We start from the raw sequence: 20,943 nt of genomic DNA, 5'->3' as shown, positions 1-20,943 counted from the left end.
CATGACCACGAAGACCCTGAGCCCCCTGACCCCGGCCGCGCTGACGTCGGGCACCGACAACGCCGATCCCAACACCGTCGTCCTCTCCTACGAGCAGGTCGAACAGCTCGGCCGCGACCTCGACGAGATCCGGGCGCGCGTCGTCGCCGATCTCGGCACCCGCGACCGCGAATACCTCTATTCGGTGATCCGCGCCCAGCGCGGACTCGAGGTGGCCGGCCGCGCGCTGCTGTTCGTCGGGTTCTTCCCGCCCGCATGGCTCGCCGGTGTCGGCGCGCTGTCGGTGTCGAAGATCCTCGACAACATGGAGATCGGCCACAACGTCATGCACGGCCAGTACGACTGGATGCGCGAGGACACCTACAACTCGCGCGAATTCGAGTGGGACACGGTCTGTCCCGCCGATCAGTGGAAGCACTCCCACAACTATCTCCACCACACCTTCACCAACATCATCGGCGAAGACCGCGACATCGGCTACGGCATCCTGCGCATGGCCCGCGACCAGAAATGGAACCCCTACTACCTCGGGAACCTCGCCTATGCGACCGGTCTGATGCTGCTGTTCGAGTGGGGTGTGATGCTGCACGACCTGGAGGCCGAGAACATCGTCGCCGGCAAGCGACGCTGGACCGACATCAAGGGACTCGTGAAGGGCATGTGGCGCAAGGCCAGTCGGCAGGTCCTCAAGGACTACATCGTCTTCCCCGCGCTGAGCGGACCGATGTTCCTGCCCACCCTGCTGGGCAACGCCACCGCCAACCTGGTCCGCAACGTGTGGGCGTACTCGATCATCTTCTGCGGCCACTTCCCCACCGGTGCACAGACATTCACGTCCGAGGAATGTGCCGACGAAACCCGCGGCCAGTGGTACCTGCGGCAGATGCTGGGTTCGGCCAACATCACCGGCAGCCGCTTGTTCCACATCATGAGCGGCAACCTGTCACACCAGATCGAACACCACCTGTTCCCCGACATCCCGGCCGCCCGCTATCCCGAGATGGCCGAGGAGGTCCGGCAGGTGTGCGACCGCTACGGACTGCCTTACAACACCGGGCCGCTGCACACCCAGCTGGCCTCCACCTGGACCAAGATCGCCAAACTCTCCCTACCCAATTCGATGACCCGCGACGACGACGACCTCACCGTCATCGTCGAACGCAGCCCGTCGGCCCGCACGGCGTGAACCGATGACCGCGCGAGGGGTGTCGAAGCCTTCGTCGGGTTACGTCGGAAGGCAACCACCTCCGATGTGGTCACCACCCGACCTCGGCCGACAGAGGTTTCGACACGCCTCGTCGCTCCGCTCCTCCACGGCTCAACCACCATGCCGCAGGCGCCGTTCACGTACAGCGCCCCATCCACCACCGATGGTCGAGCCGAGACCGAGCACCGCGAGGACCCCCGAACGCTGATTGAGCCGGGACCGAGCGAAGCGAGGACCCCCCGAACGCTGATTGAGCCGGGACCGAGCGAAGCGAGGACCCGAGTCGAAATCTCCGCAACCAACATCGAGTGGCAATCACCTCTGAGGTGGTCACGTCGACGAACTCGGCCGACAGAGGTTTCGACACGCCTCGCCGCTCCTCCACGGCTCAACCACCATGCCGCAGTCGCCGTTCACGTACAGCGCCCCATCCACCATCGACGGTCGAGCCGAGACCGAGCACCGCGAGGACCCGAGTCGAGACCCAGCACAGCGAGAATGTCCGCAAGTACCGCCAACCGACACCACCCGGGCCGAGGCCCTATCCTGGGTACCGCCCGCACTGTCCCCTTCTCGCAGGACAAGGAAGCTGATCGGACATGGTCGATCGCATCGAACGCAACAAGGACATCATCCAGGAGCTCGTGGAGTCGACGGCCACCCACGTGGGTCAGATCGCCTCGATCATCACGACGGCGGTCGGCGACGTCGCCCGCGAGATCGGTGAGATCATCACCGACGGTTTCGAGATGCGTGAGGCGGCCCGACGCGCCGGTGCCGACACCCCCACCGTGATCGACGCCGAACTGGTGCCCGACGACGTCGACGAGATCGAGCCGGAGGTCGATGAACCCGACCTCGACGAGCTCGCCGACACCGAGGCCGAGGCGCTCTCGGAGATCAACCTCGAGGCCATGATGGAGGCCCCGGTCACGCCCGCCGACACCGAGTGACCTGGGGGACGGTGCGCACCGGGCACGCGGCGTAGCCAGACTTTCACCCGCGGTGAGCCCAATCTTTGCCGTACCCAGGATCGGCGCGTAGGTTCGTCCTGATCTGGACACGACTGCAGGAGGACTCACGTGTCGGCGAACTCACTGTTCACCTTTCCCAATCCCGTGAACGACTACGCCGCCCGTTCGACGGCAGGCCTGGTCGTGGCGTTGGCGATCGTCACCATCGTGGTGAACCACTGGGCGCTGTACGCCCTGGTTGCGATCGGGTTTCTGCTGCGCGTCCTGGCCGGGCCCCGGTTCTCGCCGTTCGGTCAGCTGTCGGTGCGGGTGATCGCACCGAGGATCTGGCGGAAGACGAAGCTGGTGCCCGGGCCGCCGAAGCGATTCGCACAAGGCATCGGGCTGGTGGTCTCCAGCACCGCGCTGGTCCTCAGCGTGCTCGGCTTCGGGCTGGCCGCGCAGATCGTCCTCGGCGTACTCGTCGTCGCCGCAACCCTCGAGTTCGCGCTCGGATTCTGCCTGGGCTGCACCATCTTCGGGTTCCTGCAGCGCCGGGGCGTCATCCCCGACACGGTGTGTGAGGCCTGCAACAACATCTCGCTGCGCAGCCCCGCACCCACCGCCTGAGTCAGTCGAGCAGGCCCAGCGCGATCCCGTCCAGGATGTCGTGCTCACTGACCACGAGTTCGGTGATGCCCGACCGCTCGGCGAACTCCCGGGCCAGTTCCATCGCGACCAGCGATCCGCCGCCGATCACGTCCACCCGGCCCGGGTGCATCGGGCCGAGGCCGGCGCGCTCGGCGCGGGTCATCCGCACCAGACGCCACCCGATGTCGTCGAGATCGGAATGCGAGATCCGCGACAGGTGGATCACCTCCGAGCGGTACTCGTCGAGCCCTGCGGCCAGCGCCGACAACGTGGTCAGGGTGCCCGCCACCCCCACCCAGGTTCGTGCCCCGGACACCGGCACCACCGCGAACGCCTGCGCCAGCCGTCCCCGGATGAAGTCCTGCGCGTCGGCGATCTCGGCATCGGTGGGCGGGTCGGACGGCAGGGCACGTTCGGTGACCCGCACACAGCCGACGTCGGCGGAGTACGCCGCCGACACCCCCGTCGTATCTCCGACGACGACCTCGGTGGAGCCACCGCCGAGGTCGGTCACCACGAACGGTCCGGCGTCCGCGTCGAGCTCACCGACGGCGCCACGGAACGACAGTCGCGCCTCCTCGTCGCCGGTGATCACCTCGGCCACGGCACCGGTCACCACCTTGCCGAGCAGGGTCGCCGTCATCTCGAAGAACTCGTCACGGTTGGAGGCATCGCGGGTGGCCGAGGTGGCGACCATCCGGACTCGTTCCACCCCGGCGTCGACCATCACGTCGACATAGTCGGCGAGGGCGGCGCGGGTGCGCTCGATCGCCTCGTCGGCGAAACGCCCGGTCGCGTCGACGCCCTGTCCGAGCCGCACGATCCGCATCTCGCGGTGGATCTCGGCGAGCGGTCCGTGCTCAGCGTCGATCCCACGGGCGATGAGCAGCCGGATCGAGTTGGTGCCGCAGTCGACCGCGGCGACCACGCTCACTGCCCGGCCTCGCCGGTGACGTCCCGGCCGCCCTGATCGGCGCTCGGGGGGAGCCGGTCTGGCCAGTCGGCCGGCACCGCGATGCCGCGCAGGCCCGACGCCGCGGCCAGCGCGACGGCCTCGTCACCGAACGGGTTGAGTCCCGGCCCCTTGGCCAGCGAGTGCGCGATCAGCACGTGCAGGCACTTCACCCGGTCGGGCATGCCCCCACCGGTGAAGTCGGTGTCCAGGGATTCGATCGCGTTGCGCTCGGCGAGGTAGTCCTCGTGCGCGCGGCGGTAGTCGGCGGCCAGTTCCGGGTTGTCGGCCAGGCGCGCAGTCATCTCCTTCATCACCCCGGCGGATTCCTGCCGGCTCGCCTCGGCGGTCAACCGCGGGTCGGTGAGGTAGTACAGCGTGGGGAACGGGGTGCCGTCCGGCAGCCGGGGGCGGGTCTTGATGACCGCGGGAAGCCCGTCGGGGGTGCGGTAGCTGACCTCGATCACACCGCGGGGCTCACGCCCGAGCTGGGCGGTCACCACTGCCAGATCGTCGTCGGAGATGCTCACGGGTGCACAACACTAGTCGGTGCCGTCATCGCGGTCACGTCGGTCCGCCCCTCACTCGGGCGGGGTGGCGACGGTCTCCCACAGATTGGTGTACCAGGGGTTGTGCGCATGCTCCTCGGCGCGCTTCTGCGCGGCCACCCGCTCGGCATCGCCGGGGTACATCATCACCAGCGGGGTCTCCCCCGGCCGGACGAACTGCAGCCGTTCGCGGGCCTGGGCCTCGACGTAGGCGGGATCGCCCTGCTCGTTGACCTTCTGCTGGTAGTGGGCGACCTGCTCGCGCAGCTTCGCATTCGACGCGGCGAGCTGCTCGGCCTCCGAGTGGCCCGCATAGTAATTGCGCAGCGGCACCGCGAGGGTGACCGCGACGAAGGCCACCACCACGACGGTCACGACGAGGACCAGGACCAATGGTCGTTTGCTGTCGAGTCCGCGGACCCGGTCGACCAGCGAGGGGCGTCGGCGGCGGGCACGCGATGCGGCGGTGCGTGTCCGCGGCGGCCGCGGTTCGACGACCTCGTCCGGGTCGATGCCGTCGACGACGTCGAGGTCGGACTCGTGGATCTCCTGCTCGCCGGTCTCGATCACCGAGACGGTGGGGCGGCGGGCGGGTTCGGTATGACGACGAGGGGCGCGGCGGGCACGCTCGGTGGATCGTGTGTCACGAACCGACCCGCCTGCCCGTCGTCGCCCCTCGCGTTGTGCCATGGGTTCTAGCTAATCACGAACCAAACGAGAAGCGCGGGAAGGCGAGGTCACCGGCGTAGCGTGCCGCATCGCCGAGGCCTTCCTCGATGCGCAGCAGCTGGTTGTACTTGGCGACGCGCTCGCTGCGGGCGGGGGCACCGGTCTTGATCTGACCGCAACCACAGGCGACGGCCAGGTCGGCGATGGTGGTGTCCTCGGTCTCGCCGGACCGGTGGCTCATCATCGTCTTGTAGCTGTTGTTGTGTGCCAGGGCCACGGCGTCCAGGGTTTCGGTGAGGGTGCCGATCTGGTTCACCTTCACCAGCAGTGCATTGGCGATGCCCTTGGAGATGCCCTCTTCGAGCCGCTCCGGGTTGGTGACGAACAGGTCGTCGCCGACGAGCTGCACCTTGTCTCCGATGGCTTCGGTCAGCTTTGCCCACCCGGCCCAGTCGTCCTCGGACAGACCGTCCTCGATCGAGACGATGGGGAAGTCGGCGATCAGCTTCTCGTAGAACGGCACCATCTCGTCGGAGCTGAACTCCTTGCCCTCGAGCTTGTAGACACCGTTGGAGAAGAACTCGGTGGACGCGGCGTCGAGCGCGATGACGACGTCGCGGCCGAAGGTGTAGCCCGCCTTCTCGACGGCCTCACCGATCACCGAGATGGCGGCTTCGGTGTGCGGCAGGTCGGGGGCGAAGCCGCCCTCGTCGCCCAGCGCGGTGTTCAGGCCCTGCTTGTGCAGCACGGACTTCAGGTTGTGGTAGACCTCGGCGCCGCAGCGCAGGGCTTCCTTGAAGGTGGGGGCGCCGACCGGGGCGATCATGAACTCCTGGAAGTCGATCCCGTTGTCGGCGTGCTCGCCACCGTTGATGATGTTCATCATCGGCACCGGCAGGATGTGCGCATTGGGTCCGCCGATGTAGCGGAACAGCGGGAGATTGGCCGCCTCCGCAGCACCCTTGGCGACGGCCAGGGAGACGCCGAGGATGGCGTTGGCGCCGATCCGGCTCTTGTCCGAGGTACCGTCGCAGTCCAGCAGGGCCTGGTCGACGAGTCGCTGCTCTTCGGCGTCGAGACCGATCACCGCGGGAGCCAGCTCACCGAGGACACCCTCGACGGCGTTGGTGACGCCCTTGCCGAGGTACCGCTCGCCACCGTCGCGCAGCTCCACGGCCTCGTGCTCACCGGTGGAGGCACCCGACGGCACTGCGGCCCGGGTGAACGTACCGTCGTCGAGCACGACCTCCACCTCGACCGTCGGGTTGCCCCGCGAGTCGAGGATCTCGCGTGCGCCAACCTGTTCGATGATTGCCACGATGAAGCCCCTTCGATGGACGGGTCGGCGTATCTGCGCGCCGACAGGTACGGGTCAAAGCCTAGGGCATGACGGCGCGACGGTCCCGTCGGCATGTGACCCGATGGTCACCGCCCGCCGCCGACACGCCGTCCGGTGCGCCGACCGGCCGTCGGGGCAGTTCAGAATCGGACGTTCACCGAGTATGCGTTGGCGTGATCACGCACGTCGAGAACGTAGGACATCGAGTTGTTGTAGACCATGACGGCCTTCTCCCACCCTTGCGCGGTGGTCATGTCCCCGCCGGAGGAGACGCACAGGTAGCGGGCCGCCGAGAGGGCGGCGTCGTCGATGTTGTCGGGATCGGCCCTGCCGTCACCGTTGGCGTCGACGCCGTACCGCTGCCAGGTCTCCGGAATGAACTGGAATGGACCCATCGCCCGGTCATGGGTGGTGTCCCCGTCGAGCTTGCCGCGGTCGGTGTCGGGGATCTCCAGGTTGCCGCGGGTCCCGTCGAGGGGGACGCCGCGGATCGACGGCGCCACGTCACCGTTGTCGGCGACCTTGGCACCGCGATATGTCCCGTGTTTGCTCTCCACCCCGGCGATCCCGGCGAGGGTGGTCCAGCCGATCCCACATTCGGGGTGCTGCTGGCGTTGGATCTCGGCGGCGTTGCCGTAGGCCTCCAGGGACACCAGCGGAATGCCGGTGCCCTCGGAGATCGGTTCGGCCCAGGCCCGCATCAGTTCCGAGGTGCGGCCCGGGGCGTTGATGTCGATGTAGGGCTGCGGGGTACCCATCGCGGGTGGGATGCCGTCGGGGATGGCGGGCCGGTCGTTGGACGGCAGGTCCAGGCAGCTGGTCAGGGCGATCGATGCGACCACCGCGGTCACCACTCCCAGGACCACCCGTCGGACCCGACGCTCTCCCCTGCCCGAACGCACCCCGTATCACCTTTCCACTCCGCGACCCGGACACCCGGAACGCGCCACCCGTCCTCGGAGTATCCGCCGGTCCGTCCGTGGACCGGCACAGCGACATACCTTCGCACATCCGAGGTGCCGGATCCCATTTCGCACGGCTCGGCGCACAGACAACTCCCCGACCCCACCTCACGGTTCCCGATGCGCGGGACTATCGTGATCGGTTAGCCTCACCACACTTACCGGCCGCAGCGCCGGATGTGGATGCAGGCCCACAACCGAGAGAGCGCACATGGACACGGCCGAAACGGGCGTCACGCCCCCGGTGTCCGCGACCGAGACCGCGGAACCAGCGATGCTCCACACCCCGGTCCATTCGGAAATTCCCGTCAATTCGGACAGGCCGTCTCCTGGCCGCCGATCCGCCACCCATCTGCAGGAGAAGCGGTGAACGCCTGATGCTGGCCACCTTCATCATCGGACTGCGCGAAGGTCTCGAGGCCGCGCTGATCGTCGGCATCATCGCCGCCTTCCTCCGCCGCCAGAACCGCACCGACGCGCTGCGCTGGATGTGGATCGGCGTGGGTGCCGCGATCACGATCTGTGTCGCCGTCGCGATCGGACTCGAGGTCCTGTCCAAGGACCTCCCCCAACGCCAGCAGGAGATGCTGGAGACGGTGATAGGCGTGGTGGCCGTCGCGATGGTCACGTACATGATCGTCTGGATGCGCAGGCACGCACGCGATCTCAAGGGCGAACTCGAATCCGCGGCGTCGGAGGCGATGGATGACGGGTCCGCCATCGCGTTCGCCGTGATGGCGTTCCTGGCGGTCCTGCGCGAGGGCCTGGAGACCTCGGTGTTCCTGGTGGCCGCCTTCAACTCGTCGCAGAACGCGCTGCCCTCGGCGGCGGGCGCGGTCCTCGGCATCGCGGTGTCGGTGGCCCTCGGCTACGGCATCTACCGCGGCGGCGTACGGATCAACCTGTCGCGCTTCTTCACCGTGACCGGCGCGCTGCTCGCCCTGGTCGCCGCCGGACTCGTGATGACCGCGTTGCGCACCGCGCACGAGGCGGGTTGGCTCAACGTGGGCCAGCAGCAGGTCGTCGACCTCACCTGGCTGATCCGCCCCGGCACCGTGCAGGCATCGCTGATCACCGGTGTCCTGGGCATTCCCACCAAGCCCGTCCTGATCGAGGTCCTGGGGTGGGCGGTCTACCTCGTCGTGGTCGGCACCGTGGTGCTCTGGCCTGCGAGCCGGACGTTTCCGCGACGCGCGGTGGGTCTCGGCACCGCCGCGCTGGCCGGGCTGTCGGCGATCGCCGCCCTCATCACCGTCCTGACCGCACCCGCGGCCCCCACCGCCGGCAGCCGGACCGCCGACGCGGCGATCACCCCGGCCCCGCAGACCAGCGGCATCCTCACCGGTCAGACCGTCCACACCCCCGGCGACGTGACCGTGACCGTCGACTCGACCACCGCGAACACCGCGACCGGGGCGCTGACCACCGACGGCGCGACCACCGCGCTGCCCTCGATGACCGGTGGTGCCACCGTCACCGTCGGCGACATCGCCGCGCCCACCTATCAGCAGGTGGTCAGCCCCGACCTGCCGATCGGGCAGATCATCCCCGGGGCCCCCCACCGCGTGACACTGCCGCAGATCACCGCCGCCAACGGCGGCCGGATCCCGGTGGGGCTCGATCCCCGCAAGTTCGGCGACACCGCGCCGGTGAACTATGCGGTCACCGCCACCGTCACCGTGTCGGTGGACCCGGACTTCGCCACCCCCCTGGCCACCGAGGTGTCGTATGCGGTGACCGCAACGGTCACCCCGGCCAGCGGGGCGGCCGCCGTGCTCGGCAAGGTCGCCACGTTCACCGCCGCACATCAGGCCACCGCCGCCGACCTCGCAACCGTCGAGGATGCCAAAGACCAACAGCAGGCCCACGACTCCCGGACCGTGACCATCCCGGTCACGCTCCTGGCGCTTGCCGCCCTGCTCGCTGTGGCCGCAGCGATCCTGCTGTGGCCGCGACGTCGTCCGGACGTACCGGTCGATCCGGGGACACCGGTCCCCGAACCAGAACCCGCCGTCACCGAACGGCCGTTGGAGAAGAAGGAGAACACCCGATGAGGGCACGCCGAGTTGTCGCCGTAGGGGCGACCGCAGTGGCCATCGTAGGTATCGCCGCGTGTGGCAGTGACGACGACAGCTCGTCGTCCGGCGACACCAAGACCGTCAAGGTCGAGATGACCAACGACGGCTGCAAGGTGACCCCGGACAAGATCGACGCCGGAGCCATCACCTTCGAGATCTCCAACACCGACGCCGCCGCCGTCAGCGAAGTGGAGTTGCTCAAGGACGGCAAGATCCTCGCCGAACGTGAGAACATCGCCCCCGGCATGACCGCCACCTCCTTCTCCCACAAGCTCGACGGTGGCGAATACCAGATCTACTGCCCCGGCGCGACCAACGAGAAGACCACGTTCACCGTGTCCGGCCAGGCCGTTCAGGCCACCGGCACCGTCGCAGACCAGCTCAACGCCGCGGCCGAGGAGTACAAGCAGTACGTCATCACCCAGGTCAACGGCCTGACCGACGCGACCACCACGCTCGTCGACGCGGTCAGGGCGGGCGACGTCGAGGCCGCCAAGGCCGCCTACATCAAGACCCGCCCGTTCTACGAGCGCATCGAGCCGATCGCCGGCGCCTTCTGCGCCAACGGCGCCGAGGACTGCTCGGAGAACAACGCCGTCAACCTCGACGTCGCGCTCGACGCCCGCCCCGACGCCCTCGGGCCCACAGACAAGTGGACCGGCTTCCACGTGCTCGAGAAGCAGCTCTGGGAGGCGGGCAACCTGGACGGGATGACCCCGGTCGCCGAGCAGGTCCTGACCAATGTCAAGGAACTGCAGCAGCTGGTCAACGAGCCGGCCTTCGAGGTCAAGCCCGCCGACATCATCAACGGTGCAGGTGATCTCCTCGACGAGGTGTCCACCAGCAAGCTCACCGGCGAGGAGGAGGCGTACTCGCACATCGACTTCGTCGACATGTACGCCAACATCGAGGGCAGCCAGCAGGCGTTCGCGATCGTCAAGCCCGCGCTCAACCAGATCGATCCGCAGCTGACCACCACCATCCAGCAGGCCTTCGACAAGGTCACCGAGCTCATCGACTCCTTCCGGGATCCCAACGGCCCCGGCGGATTCAAGACCTTCGATCAGGTGTCGCCGGAACAGAAGCGTGAGATGGCCGCGGCCATCATCGCCGTCAAGGACCCGCTCTCGCAGGCCGGCGGCAAGATCGCGGCCGCGAGCTGACCGACACACACCCCTTCGCCGAGAGAACTCCCATGAGCACCACCGACACGCCCGAAACCCACCCCGACCCGGACGGCCCACGGGTCAATCGTCGCCGGTTCCTCACCGGCGCCGGCCTCGCCGGGGCGGGTCTGGCCGTCGGTGGTGCCGCGGGGGCCGGGATCGGATATGCCGCAGCCTCCGGCGGCACCGACCCCGACTCCGAGGTGGAGCCGTTCTACGGCGACCATCAGGCCGGAATCATCACCCGCCAACAGAATTCACTGGTGTTCGCCTCCTTCGACCTGAAGGACTCGGCCACCGTGCAGTCGGTCCAGACGATGCTCGCGCGGTGGGCGGCGGCGGCCAGCCTCCTCACACAGGGCAAGCCGGTCGGTCCCGTCGAGAGCCGTCCGATGACCCCGCCCGCCGACACCGGCGAGGCCTTCGATCTCGGCGCGCACCGGCTCACCGTCACCGTCGGATTCGGTCCGACGTTCTTCGACGACCGACTCGGCCTGCAGGACAAGCGTCCCGCCGCCCTGCAGCCATTGGGACAGCTGGCCACCGACACCACCATCGACCCGTCGATCAGCGGCGGCGACCTGTGTGTGCAGGCCTGCTCCGAGGATCCGCAGGTCGCCTTCCACGCGGTTCGCAACCTCGCCCGGATCGGCCGCAACGTGGTGACGCTTCGGTGGATGCAGGAGGGATTCGGACGCGCCTCGGCGACCAGCACCTCTCAGGTCACACCGCGAAACCTGTTCGGATTCAAGGACGGAACCGCCAACATCAAGGCCGAGGAGCCGGCCGTCGCCGACGAGTGGGTGTGGGTCGGCGACGAGACCGACCAAGACTGGATGCGGGGCGGCAGCTACCTCGTCACCCGCAAGATCCGGATGCACATCGAGGCCTGGGACTCTGACGACATCACCGACCAGGAACGGATCTTCGGCCGGGTCAAGGATTCCGGCGCACCGCTGTCGGGGGGCGACGAGTTCGCCACCCTCGACTTCGGCGCCAGGACCGATGGCGAACCCGACATCCACCCGTTCTCGCATGTACGGCTCGCACACCCCGACAACAACGGCGGGGCCCAGATCCTGCGCCGCGGCTACAACTACACCGACGGAATCGACACCCGTACCGGAACTCTCGCGGCCGGCCTGTTCTTCATGGCGTACCAGAAGAATGCGCACGAACAGTTCGTCCGAATCCAGAACAACCTCGCGCAGGACGCGATGAACGAGTACGTCTCCCCGATCTCGAGCTCCCTGTGGGCGATCGGCCCGGGGCTGTCGAAGATCGGCGACTGGTACGGCAAGTCGATGCTGGGGAACACCGGCTAGCACTCACGGACCGGAGATCGCTGCGGCCGTGCGGAATCCGATGTTGCCCGCCGAGGCATCCGGACCGTTGTGGGAGCGTGCGGCCACCCGGTAGCGGAAACAGTAGGAGTCGTGGCACAGGTGGCTGCCCCCGCGCAGCACCCGCGCACCACCCCGCCGCGGACCGATCGGATTCGCCACCGGCCCGGCCTCGGAGTCGGTCCGGTACGTGCGCACGCCGAACCGGTCGGCGCACCATTCCCAGACGTTGCCGACCGCCTGGAACAGGCCATACCCGTTGGGGGTGAACGACCTCACCGGCAGCGTCCCCACCACATCGTCCGGGGCGTCCGGAAAGGTCCCGCGAAAGATGTTGCACCGCGGATCGGCTGCTGCGTTCGGGTGCTCGTCGCCCCACGGGTAGCGGGCACCGTCGAGCCCACCGCGAGCCGCGTACTCCCATTCCGCCTCGGTGGGCAGCCGCCGGCCCGCCCACGCACAGTAGGCCTGCGCATCGTGATGGGAGACATGGACGACCGGGTGATCGTCGAGGCCGTCGAGTACGCTCGCCGGCCCGAACGGCCGATCCCATCGTGCGCCGGGCACCTCGGCCCACCACGGGGTACCCGGGACGCGGATCGATTGCACGTCGGGGCGATCGGCCTCGAGTGCGGCGGCGAACACCGCGGACGACCCGAAGCGCTCGGCGTCGGTGATGTGGCCCGTAGCGGCGACGAATGCGGCGAACGCGGCATTGGTCACCGTCGTGACGTCGATGTCGAAACCCGACACCGTGACCTCGTGGACAGGGACCTCGCCGTCGGTGCGGTACCCCTCGTCGAAGGCGTCCCCCATGCGGAACCGTCCCGCGGGAATCCTCACCGAGGCGATCGGGTGCGAGCCGGCGTGGGTGCCGGCCCGGGACCGATCGGCCGCGGCGGGACCGCCCGCGGGATCACGCTCCGGATGGCAACAGTTCACCCCTCGATGATGCCCCGTTCGGCCAGCAGCGCGAGCACCCGCCCGGCCAGGTCGCCGATGTCGGCTCCGGTGGTGTCGAACCGGAGATCCGGTGCCGTGGGCTTCTCATACGGTGCGTCGATCCCGGTCAATCCCTTCAGCTCCCCGCGACGCGCCCGCGCGTAGAGGCCTTTGGGGTCACGACGTTCACACTCGGAGACCGGGGTGGACACGTGGACCTCGATGAAGTCGAGGTCGGCCGCCTCATGCAGTTCGCGGGCGATCGCCCGGTCGGAGTGGAGCGGCGACACCATCGAGGCGATGGCGATCACCCCGGCGTCGGCGAACAGTCGCGCCAGATGGCCGACACGACGGATGTTCTCGGCCCGGTCGCCCGGCGAGAACCCGAGATCGTCGGAGATGCCGTGGCGGATGTTGTCCCCGTCCACCAGGTAGGCCACCCGAGTCCGATTGACCAGCTCTCGTTCCAGGGCGACGGCCACCGTCGACTTACCCGAGGCGGGAAGACCGGTGAGCCACACCGTCGCACCGCGCTGCCCGGTCTTGGCCCAGCGTTCGGTGCGGTTCAGCGAACTCGGATGCCACTTGATGTCGTTGCGCGTGGCCTTGCCCGGGATCACCTCGCGCGGTTCGAGAATCGTCCCCGCACCGACGGTGTCGTTGGAGGACTCGTCGATCAGGATGAACGCGCCGGTGTCCCGGTTCTCGGTATAGCGATCGGCCACCACGACCGACGATGTCCGCAGCGTGATGGTGCCGATGTCGTTGAGTCCCAACTCCGTCGGGCCGACCACCTCGAGCAGCGACTCCGGATCGAGCCGGCGTTCCAGGGACTGCACGGTGGCCCGCACCGTGCGTGTCCCCTGCTTGAGCGCCACCCGGTCGCCCGCGTGCAGCGGCGCCTGCGCCAGCCAGCACACCGTCGCCGACAGTTCCCGGGCCGGGACGGGCCGGTGTGCGTCGTCGGCGCCGCTGATGATCACGTCGCCGCGGCCGATGTCGATCTCGTCGGCCAGCTGCACCGAGATCGACAGTCCGGCCACCGCCACGTCCCGGGTGTCGTCGAGCGCGTCGAGGGCGGTCACCACACTGCGCGACCCCGACGGCAGCACCTGCACCGGATCGCCGACACGCACCGTGCCCGCGGCGACCCGGCCGGTGTAGTTGCGTTTGCCGTCCGGTCCCGGCCGCGACACCCACTGCACCGGTAGACGCAGTTCGCGGGCCTGCGGCGAGGGTGCCTGCAGTTCCACCGATTCCAGGTATTCCAGCAGCGTCGGCCCGACGTACCACGGGGTGTTCGCCGACCGGTGCACCACGTTGTCGCCGTGCTTCGCGGCGACCGGGATGGCGAGGATGTCCCCGATACCCAGCTGGACGGCCAGTTCGTTCAGCTCGGCCTGCAACTCGGCGAACCGCTCGGCGGAGAAGTCCACCAGGTCGATCTTGTTGACCGCCGCGATCACATGCGGCACCCCCACCAGGGTGGCGATCCGGGCGTGCCGACGGGTCTGGCGCTGCAGCCCTTTCCGCGCATCCACCAGCAGCACCGCGACGTGGGCGTTGGACGCCCCGGTGAAGGTGTTGCGGGTGTAGCGCTCGTGGCCCGGGGTGTCGGCGAGGACGTAGTTGCGGGTGTCACTGGCGAAGAAGCGGTAGGCGACGTCGATGGTGATGCCCTGCTCCCGCTCGGCACGCAGTCCGTCGGAGAGGGCGGCGAGATCGACGTCGCCGTCGTCGGAGGTCACCCCGGCCAGGTGATCGGTGGGCAGGCTGCCGGTGTCGTGGAGGAGACGGCCGATCAGGGTGGACTTCCCGTCGTCGACGCTGCCGGCCGTCGCCAGTCGCAGGATCTGACGCCGCGGCGCCACGGCGCCCGCCGGTGCGGTCGCCGGTGAGATCGTTTCCTGTGTCATCAGAAGTAGCCCTCTCGCTTGCGATCCTCCATCGCGGCCGACGACGTCCGGTCGTCGGCCCGCGTCTCGCCCCGTTCGCTGACCGTCGCCACGCTGATCTCGCCGATGATCTCGTCGAGGGTGGTGGCCTGCGACCGGACCGCACCGGTGATGGTGAGGTCGCCGACGGTCCGGTACCGCACCCACTCGGTGGACACCTCCGACGGTGAGTCCGGTTGCGAATACTCCGACACCGCAAGCAGAATCCCGTCGCGGTCGAACACCTCACGTTGCGCCGCATAGTAGATCGAGGGGAGTTCGAGGTCCTCGAGTTGGATGTAGCGCCAGATGTCGAGCTCGGTCCAGTTGCTCAGCGGGAACACACGGACCGACTCACCCCGGCGTATCCGGCCGTTGTACAGCGACCACGGTTCGGGACGCTGGGCACGCGGATCCCACTGGCCGAACTCGTCGCGGAAACTGAACACGCGTTCTTTGGCGCGGGCACGGTCCTCGTCGCGCCGGGCACCACCGAAGGCGGCGTCGAATCCGCCCGCCTCGAGGGCCTCCAGCAGTACCGGTGTCTGGAGCCTGTTGCGCGACCCGGACGGATCGGTGGTCTCGGCGATCCGCCCGGCCTCGATGGCATCGGGTACCGATGCAACGATCAGCTTGATCCCGTCGGGGTTGTCGGCGGTCGGCGCGACGCGCCGATCACGGAACTCGATCACCTCGTCGAAGTTGTGGCCGGTGTCGACATGCAGGATCGGGAACGGCAGTGGGCTGGGTCGAAATGCCTTCTCCGCCAATCGGAGCAGGACGATGGAGTCCTTACCTCCGGAGAACAGCAGCACCGGCCGTTCGAGTTCGGCGGCCACCTCTCGGATGATGTGCACCGATTCGGCCTCGAGGATACGCAGCGCCGCGACGTGGTCGACGTCGGCGGGCCCGTCGGTGGTCGACCGGTCGGCGGCGGTGGCCGGCTCGGTCGACGCGGTGAGTTCGGTGGTCATTGGGGATATCCGTTCCTTTCCGCATCGCGGCGATAGCGCTGGGCCCATTCCTTGGAGCGGGCATTGGACTGCGGTTTCAGCGGCGGTGGTGGTGCGAGCACGGGATCGAGTCCCAACGCGGTCAGCACCCGCGCGGTGGTGCCCTGCGGGTCCTTGACGAGCTGCCCGAACTCGACGTCGAACGGTTCGATTCCCTCGTCGGAGAACCACCGCCGCCACTGTCGTTCCTGTTCGAGGAGGATTCCGGCAAGGTGCGCGATGCCGTCCGCGTTGTACTCGGCGCGGGCATCACGGTCGGCGTCGGCGTGTGGGCCGTGGCCGTCCCGCCACACCCGGGTCTGCACGGCCCGCCACATCGATACCGCTTGGGGCACAACATCTTCACGGTAGACGTGAATGTAGAGGGGGTCGGCGCCGAGGAGCGCGCGGATCGCGGTCCGCAAGGATCCGGTACCGGTGCGGGTGCGCGCGACGAGCAACGGCGTCTGATTCCACATCAGCTTTCCGCCCCACACACCGTTCGGGGTCCGGCCGGCGGCGAGGATGTCGGTACGCCAGCTCGCGAAATCACGGGTGTCCACCTCACCCGGGTCGACGGCGTCGAGCAGGTTCAGGATGGTCGGATCGTCGATGCCGGCGAACCACTCCCGTGGTTGCGGCGCCTGTGACGACGAGGTGAAGTATTGGAAGAACTCCTCCGGGGTCCCGGCCACACCGGTCGCTGCGAGGGACTCGACGAGCAGGGTGCTCCCACTCCGCTGGCTCGCGCAGACGAGATAGCTCTCACTGGTTGGCATCGGCACAGTGTAGCCAGCCCGAAACCACCTGCAACCTGGGTTTTTACGGTCAGCGAGCGGTCAAGTATTGACATCGCGAACCGAACGTGCAGTTCGGTCAGCGCCGCGGGGACCCCGCCACCGAGGTGCCCACCGACGCGCCGTCACCGGTGGTGATGTCGCCGTCGAGCTCGCGGCGCGCACCGAGCGGACGACGGGACGGCAACGCCTCTTCATCCGGTTGCGCCTCTTGCGATTTCGCATGGAAGACCGCCATGAACCGCTCCGCGACCGCGGTCCCCTCGTCTTCGGTGGGCAGGGTGTCCCCGGTGCGTCGCCGCCACCGCGCGAGGCGATCGGCGAGATCGGCACGGACGGCGGCGTACGCCGGATCGTCCGCCAGGTTGTTTCGCTCACGAGGATCAGAAGTCAGATCGTAGAGCTCGACGTGCGCGCGTTCGCGGGTTGTGCTCGACGCGTCGATCGACCGGGCCGACGGACTGTCGGCGATGTCGAGCGGCAACAGCAGTTCCGGCCGGTGCGCGTAGTTCTCGATGTAGCTGTGTTCCCTGGTCCGGACGGCGCGGATCGGGTCGTAGGCGTCGTGGTAGTTCTTCTCGGTGAAGACTTCCGCACGCACCGGCGACTCCGACTGAGGCACATCGATTTCCGCTGCGTGGGAATCGCCGTCGACGTCGTCGGGGACGGCGACACCGAGCCAGTCGAGGATCGTCGGGGTGAGGTCGACGCCGGAGAACAGGTCGTCGTAGACACGCGGCGCGATCCCCCGGGCCGCGGGCGGGCGGATGATCAGGGCCACGCCCGTACCCTCGGCGTACAGCGTCGACTTGGCGCGGGGGAAGGCGAGTCCGTGGTCGGTGACGAACACGATCCAGGTGGACTCGACCAGCCCCAGGGCCTCGACGGTGTCGAGGAGCCGGCCGACGGCGGCATCCGCCTTGGTGATGCTGCCGTGCAGGCCCGCCAGATCGTCACGAACATCGGGGGTGTCGGGCAGGAACTCCGGGACGTCGACGGTGTGGGGATCGGCAGGATCGTACTCGTCGGCCGGATAGGGCCGATGGGTCTCGAAGAATCCGGCGGTCAGCAGGAACGGTTGGCCCGACCCGCCCGCGACGTGACGCCGCAACCACTCCTGGGATTCGGCGACGACGTGGTCGCACCGGGAGTCGGAGACGTCGATCGCATCGAATCCGATACTCGTGGGGTCGGTGCTCTCGTGCTGCATCCCGAACAGCACCGATCGATACCCCGCGTCGGACAGGATCGCGGGCAGCGTACGGGTACCGGCCCGGTAGGCGAACCCGTGATGGGCGAGGCCGACCAGACCGTTGTGGTGCGGATACTGCCCGGTGAACAGCGATCCGCGGGCCGGCGAACACAGCGGCGCAGTGGCGTGGGCGTCGGCGAAACGGATGCCGGCGGCGGCCAGCGCGTCGAGATTCGGGCTCGCGACGCCGGTCGCGCCATAACAGGCGAGGTGACGTCCGAGATCGTGCCAGTGCACCAGGATCACGTTCTCCCGGGGTGGTGTCGGGGCACCCGCGGTCTCGTCGGTCGAGCGAACAGCCATCGTTCCATGATGCACTCTCTCGTTTTCCCATGTCGGCCGGGGTGTGTCCGGTTCTCCCCCCGCGCGGCGAGAACCTATCCTGGTTAGATCAACCGTCGCCGCAGGAAAGGTGTATCGATGGCGCGCCCGTCCAAACCACTGATCAGTCGTGCGGCGGCGGTCGAGGCGTCGATCGAGATCATCGACTCCGAGGGACTCGAGGCGTTCAGCCTCCCCCGACTGGCCAAGCACCTCGGTGTTCGTGCACCGTCGCTGTATCACCACTTCGCCGACAAGAACGAGATCCTCACCGAGGTGGCCCGCCACATCGGCGGTACCGCGGTGCGCAGCCCGCGTCGTCGGCCCGGACGCGACTGGCCCGAGTTCTTCGTGACCCTCGCGGTGAACTTCCGTCAGTCGATCCTGCGGCATCGCAACGCCGCCCCCGTTCTGTTGGAACATCTTCCGCGCGAATTGTTCTCCTCGACCTACGAAGAGACGTCACGATTCCTGACCGACTCCGGCGTGCCGAGTCGGCTGCACGTGCAGATCCTCGACGGGATGGAGAAGATCGCGCTCGGGGCGGCGCTGATCGAGGCGACCCGGCCGGCGAGCTCGCGATCGACGATCTTCCCGAACGTCACCGAGGATTCCCAGCCCCAGCTCGCCGCGGCCCTCGCCGCCAACGAACTGACCCAGAAGCAGTTGTTCGAGGCCATGGTCCGCAGCTTTCTGCACGGGATCATCGCCGACAACGACCTCGACGCCACACCGTCGATGGCCGTCTGACCGGTCGGCGGCGGTCAGCCGAAGATCTCGGGCAGCCCGTCGGACACCTGGCCGGGGAACGACGGCTCGCGCTTCTCCAGGAAGGCCTCGACGCCCTCGATGACGTCGGCGGACGAACCCCGGTCGAAGATCGCGATGGATTCAGCATGATGGGCCGTCTGCGGATCGGGTGCACCGAGCATCCGCCACATCATCGCGCGGGTGAGGGCGACCGATACCGCCGACGTACCGGCGGTCATCTCCCGCGCGATCGCGATCGCGCGCTCCCGAACCCTGCCCGCCGGAACCACTTCTCGGACGAGACCGGCCGAGAGGGCCTCGTCCGCGGTGACCATACGTGCGCCGATGGTCCACTCCACCGCGGTCGCGATCCCGACGACCCGGGGTAGGAACCACGACGAGCAGGCCTCGGGGACCAATCCCCGCCTCGTGAAGACGAAGCCGAACTTCGCTGTGTCCGAGGCGATCCGCACGTCAGCGGGCAGCGTCATCGTGACCCCCACACCGGCCGCCGGACCGTTGATGGCCATGATCACCGGCTTGGTGGACCGGAAGATACGCAGGGCCAACCGGCCACCGCTGTCGGGTGGGACCGCACCGGTGTCGGCGTCGGCCGTCGCGGCGAAGGTGTCGCCACCGGATTCGAGGTCGGCGCCGGCGCAGAAGGCACGGCCGGTCCCGGTCACGACCACCGCCCGGATGGTGTCGTCGGCGTCGCAGGTGTCGAACAGCCCGATCAGCGTGTCGATCATCTCGACCGTGCAGGCGTTCAGCCGGTCGGGGCGGTCGAGCCGGAGGACGGCGATCTCGGCGTCGCGTTCGAGCACGACGACGGGTTCGGTATGCGGTTCGCCGTGGAAACGGACCATCAGAGGTCCAGGACCAGTCGCGGTGAGCGGCTGCGGGATACGCAGACCATCATGCAGTCGTTCGCGGCACGTTCGTCGTCGTCGAGCACCGAGTCACGATGTTCTGGCGTCCCGTCGAGCACCGCGGTCTCGCATGTCCCGCACGTGCCCTCCCGGCACGAGAACTCGACGTCGACCCCGCTGCGCTCGAGCGCGTCGAGCACACTCTCGTCGGCGCCGACGGCCACGGCGGTGCCGCTGCGATCGAGCACCACCTCGAACGCGGCGTCCGGCCGAGCATCGTCGATCTGTTTGGGCGTGAAGTGTTCCACGTGGAGTGTCACGTCACGGTCGCGACACCGGTCCTCGACGGCGCGGAGCAACGGGCCCGGACCACAGCAGTAGACGTGGGTACCGGGCGATACCCGATCGAGTGCGGCATCGAGATCGAGGAGTCCGTGGACGTCCTGGGGCCGGGCGGCCACCATCCCCGGATACCGATCCTCGAGCTCGTCGACGAAGGCCATCGCCGTACGGGTCCGGCCTCCGAAGAGCAGTGACCATCGCGCACCGCCGGCAGCGGCACGGGCCATCATCGGAACCAGGGGTGTGATCCCGATCCCCCCGGCGATGAACAGGTACTCAGATCCGTCGACGAGGGGAAAATTGTTGCGCGGTCCGGCAACCGGCAGCACATCGCCTTCTTCGAGCCGGTCGTGCACCTGGCGTGATCCACCACGCCCGTCCTGCTCCCGGAGCACCGCCACACGCAAGGTGTCCGGGTCGGACTCGTCGCCACACAACGAGTACTGCCGAACGGTGTCGTCGTCGAGGACGAGATCGATGTGCGCCCCCGGCTCCCACCGGGGCACCTGTCCCCCGTCGGTGTCGGCGAGGGTGAGCGCAACGACACCGTCGGCCACTGATTCCTTGCCGATCACCCGCATCATCCTGCGGTCGGTCATCTGCTGCAACATGCGGGGTCCGTGCTCACTGTCGGTCGGGTGCTCTGAATAGAATTTATCTTACGTCGTTAGATTAATTGCGGCAAGGACAGGCCCTGCACACCGTCGGCGGGATCAACCACACAAACACCGAGCCGACGCACGCTACAAAGATTCCGGCTCGGTCCCGCCTCAATCACCGAACACCAGAAGACACGTAGCACACGATGGTTGAGCCGACGCGGAGCGCAGCGACACGTCGAGTCGAAACCTCCGTCGGCCGAACACATTACGC

General features: G+C 68.1%; 19 protein-coding genes. 7 read left to right on the top strand and 12 right to left on the bottom strand.

All coding sequences use genetic code 11. The features are described 5' to 3' along the window. Position 1 precedes the first annotated feature (1 nt). From ACWDUA_RS09445 to ACWDUA_RS09435, 3 genes are all read left to right on the top strand, one after another. Positions 2-1,186 carry a fatty acid desaturase family protein gene (locus ACWDUA_RS09445; RefSeq protein ID WP_449750758.1) on the top strand — a complete coding sequence of 395 codons (1,185 nt, stop codon included), beginning with the start codon at positions 2-4 and terminating at the stop codon, positions 1,184-1,186. Positions 1,187-1,806: 620 nt separating this feature from the next. Continuing rightward, a complete protein-coding gene (locus tag ACWDUA_RS09440) occupies positions 1,807-2,160 on the top strand; it encodes a hypothetical protein (protein WP_449750757.1) in 354 nt (117 codons plus the stop codon). Between the two features lie 129 nt (positions 2,161-2,289). Further along, complete coding sequence (locus ACWDUA_RS09435) at positions 2,290-2,790, top strand: DUF4395 domain-containing protein (protein ID WP_449750756.1); 501 nt, start codon at positions 2,290-2,292, stop codon at positions 2,788-2,790. A gap of 1 nt (position 2,791) precedes the next feature. Here the strand turns inward: ACWDUA_RS09435 and ACWDUA_RS09430 are convergent, their stop codons facing one another. The 5 genes from ACWDUA_RS09430 to ACWDUA_RS09410 form a co-directional block, all read right to left on the bottom strand. Then, on the bottom strand, positions 2,792-3,745 hold the full coding sequence (locus ACWDUA_RS09430) for a Ppx/GppA phosphatase family protein (RefSeq protein WP_449750755.1): 954 nt from the start codon (positions 3,743-3,745) through the stop codon (positions 2,792-2,794). Beyond that, the gene (locus ACWDUA_RS09425) at positions 3,742-4,293 is read right to left on the bottom strand and encodes a DUF501 domain-containing protein (RefSeq protein WP_449750754.1); all 552 of its coding nucleotides are present in this window, start codon (positions 4,291-4,293) and stop codon (positions 3,742-3,744) included. The genes ACWDUA_RS09430 and ACWDUA_RS09425 overlap by 4 nt, the downstream gene beginning before the upstream one ends. A 51-nt stretch (positions 4,294-4,344) precedes the next feature. Next, complete coding sequence (locus ACWDUA_RS09420; RefSeq protein ID WP_449750753.1) at positions 4,345-5,001, bottom strand: FtsB family cell division protein; 657 nt, start codon at positions 4,999-5,001, stop codon at positions 4,345-4,347. Positions 5,002-5,014: 13 nt separating this feature from the next. After that, a complete protein-coding gene (gene eno, locus ACWDUA_RS09415) occupies positions 5,015-6,298 on the bottom strand; it encodes a phosphopyruvate hydratase (RefSeq protein ID WP_449750752.1) in 1,284 nt (427 codons plus the stop codon). 161 nt (positions 6,299-6,459) lie between these two features. Next, positions 6,460-7,179 (bottom strand): lytic transglycosylase domain-containing protein, encoded by a 720-nt coding sequence (locus ACWDUA_RS09410; protein WP_449750914.1) that lies wholly within the window; start codon positions 7,177-7,179, stop codon positions 6,460-6,462. Positions 7,180-7,658: 479 nt separating this feature from the next. Here ACWDUA_RS09410 and efeU point away from each other — a divergent pair, with 479 nt between their 5' ends. The 3 genes from efeU to efeB are packed head-to-tail and all read left to right on the top strand — an operon-like array spanning position 7,659 to position 11,850. Further along, positions 7,659-9,335 carry an iron uptake transporter permease EfeU gene (efeU, locus tag ACWDUA_RS09405; protein ID WP_449750751.1) on the top strand — a complete coding sequence of 559 codons (1,677 nt, stop codon included), beginning with the start codon at positions 7,659-7,661 and terminating at the stop codon, positions 9,333-9,335. Next, entirely contained in the window at positions 9,332-10,522 is a 1,191-nt protein-coding gene (gene efeO / locus ACWDUA_RS09400) for an iron uptake system protein EfeO (protein ID WP_449750750.1), read from the top strand. Before efeU ends, efeO begins: the two co-directional genes overlap by 4 nt. Before the next feature lie 32 nt (positions 10,523-10,554). After that, complete coding sequence (gene efeB, locus ACWDUA_RS09395) at positions 10,555-11,850, top strand: iron uptake transporter deferrochelatase/peroxidase subunit (RefSeq protein WP_449750749.1); 1,296 nt, start codon at positions 10,555-10,557, stop codon at positions 11,848-11,850. A 3-nt stretch (positions 11,851-11,853) separates the two neighbouring features. Here the strand turns inward: efeB and ACWDUA_RS09390 are convergent, their stop codons facing one another. The 5 genes from ACWDUA_RS09390 to ACWDUA_RS09370 all read right to left on the bottom strand — a co-directional run bounded on the left by ACWDUA_RS09390 (position 11,854) and on the right by ACWDUA_RS09370 (position 18,088). After that, positions 11,854-12,810: a formylglycine-generating enzyme family protein gene (locus ACWDUA_RS09390; protein WP_449750748.1), complete on the bottom strand. Its 957-nt coding sequence runs from the start codon at positions 12,808-12,810 to the stop codon at positions 11,854-11,856. Then, on the bottom strand, positions 12,807-14,726 hold the full coding sequence (gene cysC / locus ACWDUA_RS09385) for an adenylyl-sulfate kinase (protein ID WP_449750747.1): 1,920 nt from the start codon (positions 14,724-14,726) through the stop codon (positions 12,807-12,809). The genes ACWDUA_RS09390 and cysC overlap by 4 nt, the downstream gene beginning before the upstream one ends. Continuing rightward, positions 14,726-15,718, bottom strand: coding sequence for a sulfate adenylyltransferase subunit CysD (cysD, locus tag ACWDUA_RS09380; RefSeq protein ID WP_449750746.1), 993 nt, complete (start codon positions 15,716-15,718; stop codon positions 14,726-14,728). Before cysD ends, cysC begins: the two co-directional genes overlap by 1 nt. Further along, positions 15,715-16,515 carry a trehalose 2-sulfotransferase gene (stf0, locus tag ACWDUA_RS09375; protein ID WP_449750745.1) on the bottom strand — a complete coding sequence of 267 codons (801 nt, stop codon included), beginning with the start codon at positions 16,513-16,515 and terminating at the stop codon, positions 15,715-15,717. The genes cysD and stf0 overlap by 4 nt, the downstream gene beginning before the upstream one ends. A gap of 97 nt (positions 16,516-16,612) precedes the next feature. Then, positions 16,613-18,088 (bottom strand): sulfatase family protein, encoded by a 1,476-nt coding sequence (locus ACWDUA_RS09370; protein ID WP_449750744.1) that lies wholly within the window; start codon positions 18,086-18,088, stop codon positions 16,613-16,615. Between the two features lie 117 nt (positions 18,089-18,205). Here ACWDUA_RS09370 and ACWDUA_RS09365 point away from each other — a divergent pair, with 117 nt between their 5' ends. Next, complete coding sequence (locus ACWDUA_RS09365) at positions 18,206-18,856, top strand: TetR family transcriptional regulator (RefSeq protein WP_449750743.1); 651 nt, start codon at positions 18,206-18,208, stop codon at positions 18,854-18,856. A 14-nt stretch (positions 18,857-18,870) separates the two neighbouring features. Here ACWDUA_RS09365 and ACWDUA_RS09360 read toward each other — a convergent pair whose 3' ends face one another. Further along, positions 18,871-19,725: an enoyl-CoA hydratase-related protein gene (locus tag ACWDUA_RS09360; protein ID WP_449750742.1), complete on the bottom strand. Its 855-nt coding sequence runs from the start codon at positions 19,723-19,725 to the stop codon at positions 18,871-18,873. Beyond that, positions 19,725-20,681, bottom strand: a complete 957-nt coding sequence (locus ACWDUA_RS09355; protein WP_449750741.1) for a PDR/VanB family oxidoreductase — start codon at positions 20,679-20,681, stop codon at positions 19,725-19,727. The genes ACWDUA_RS09360 and ACWDUA_RS09355 overlap by 1 nt, the downstream gene beginning before the upstream one ends. Between the last annotated feature and the right edge of the window lie 262 nt (positions 20,682-20,943).

The sequence above is a fragment of the Gordonia sp. NPDC003376 genome, from assembly GCF_053589235.1.
The sequence above is the reverse complement of the archived record's forward strand: the minus strand, read 5'-3'. Positions and strand labels throughout refer to the sequence as shown.

Excerpts from the sequence above, each read along its gene's own strand:
- ACWDUA_RS09370 (WP_449750744.1), bottom strand. The coding sequence starts at position 18,088 with ATGGCTGTTCGCTCGACCGACGAGACCGCGGGTGCCCCGACACCACCC.
- efeB (WP_449750749.1), top strand. The coding sequence starts at position 10,555 with ATGAGCACCACCGACACGCCCGAAACCCACCCCGACCCGGACGGCCCA.
- cysC (WP_449750747.1), bottom strand. The coding sequence starts at position 14,726 with ATGACACAGGAAACGATCTCACCGGCGACCGCACCGGCGGGCGCCGTG.
- ACWDUA_RS09445 (WP_449750758.1), top strand. The coding sequence starts at position 2 with ATGACCACGAAGACCCTGAGCCCCCTGACCCCGGCCGCGCTGACGTCG.
- ACWDUA_RS09440 (WP_449750757.1), top strand. The coding sequence starts at position 1,807 with ATGGTCGATCGCATCGAACGCAACAAGGACATCATCCAGGAGCTCGTG.
- ACWDUA_RS09360 (WP_449750742.1), bottom strand. The coding sequence starts at position 19,725 with ATGGTCCGTTTCCACGGCGAACCGCATACCGAACCCGTCGTCGTGCTC.
- cysD (WP_449750746.1), bottom strand. The coding sequence starts at position 15,718 with ATGACCACCGAACTCACCGCGTCGACCGAGCCGGCCACCGCCGCCGAC.
- ACWDUA_RS09365 (WP_449750743.1), top strand. The coding sequence starts at position 18,206 with ATGGCGCGCCCGTCCAAACCACTGATCAGTCGTGCGGCGGCGGTCGAG.
- ACWDUA_RS09420 (WP_449750753.1), bottom strand. The coding sequence starts at position 5,001 with ATGGCACAACGCGAGGGGCGACGACGGGCAGGCGGGTCGGTTCGTGAC.
- efeU (WP_449750751.1), top strand. The coding sequence starts at position 7,659 with ATGCTGGCCACCTTCATCATCGGACTGCGCGAAGGTCTCGAGGCCGCG.
- stf0 (WP_449750745.1), bottom strand. The coding sequence starts at position 16,515 with ATGCCAACCAGTGAGAGCTATCTCGTCTGCGCGAGCCAGCGGAGTGGG.
- ACWDUA_RS09355 (WP_449750741.1), bottom strand. The coding sequence starts at position 20,681 with ATGTTGCAGCAGATGACCGACCGCAGGATGATGCGGGTGATCGGCAAG.
- efeO (WP_449750750.1), top strand. The coding sequence starts at position 9,332 with ATGAGGGCACGCCGAGTTGTCGCCGTAGGGGCGACCGCAGTGGCCATC.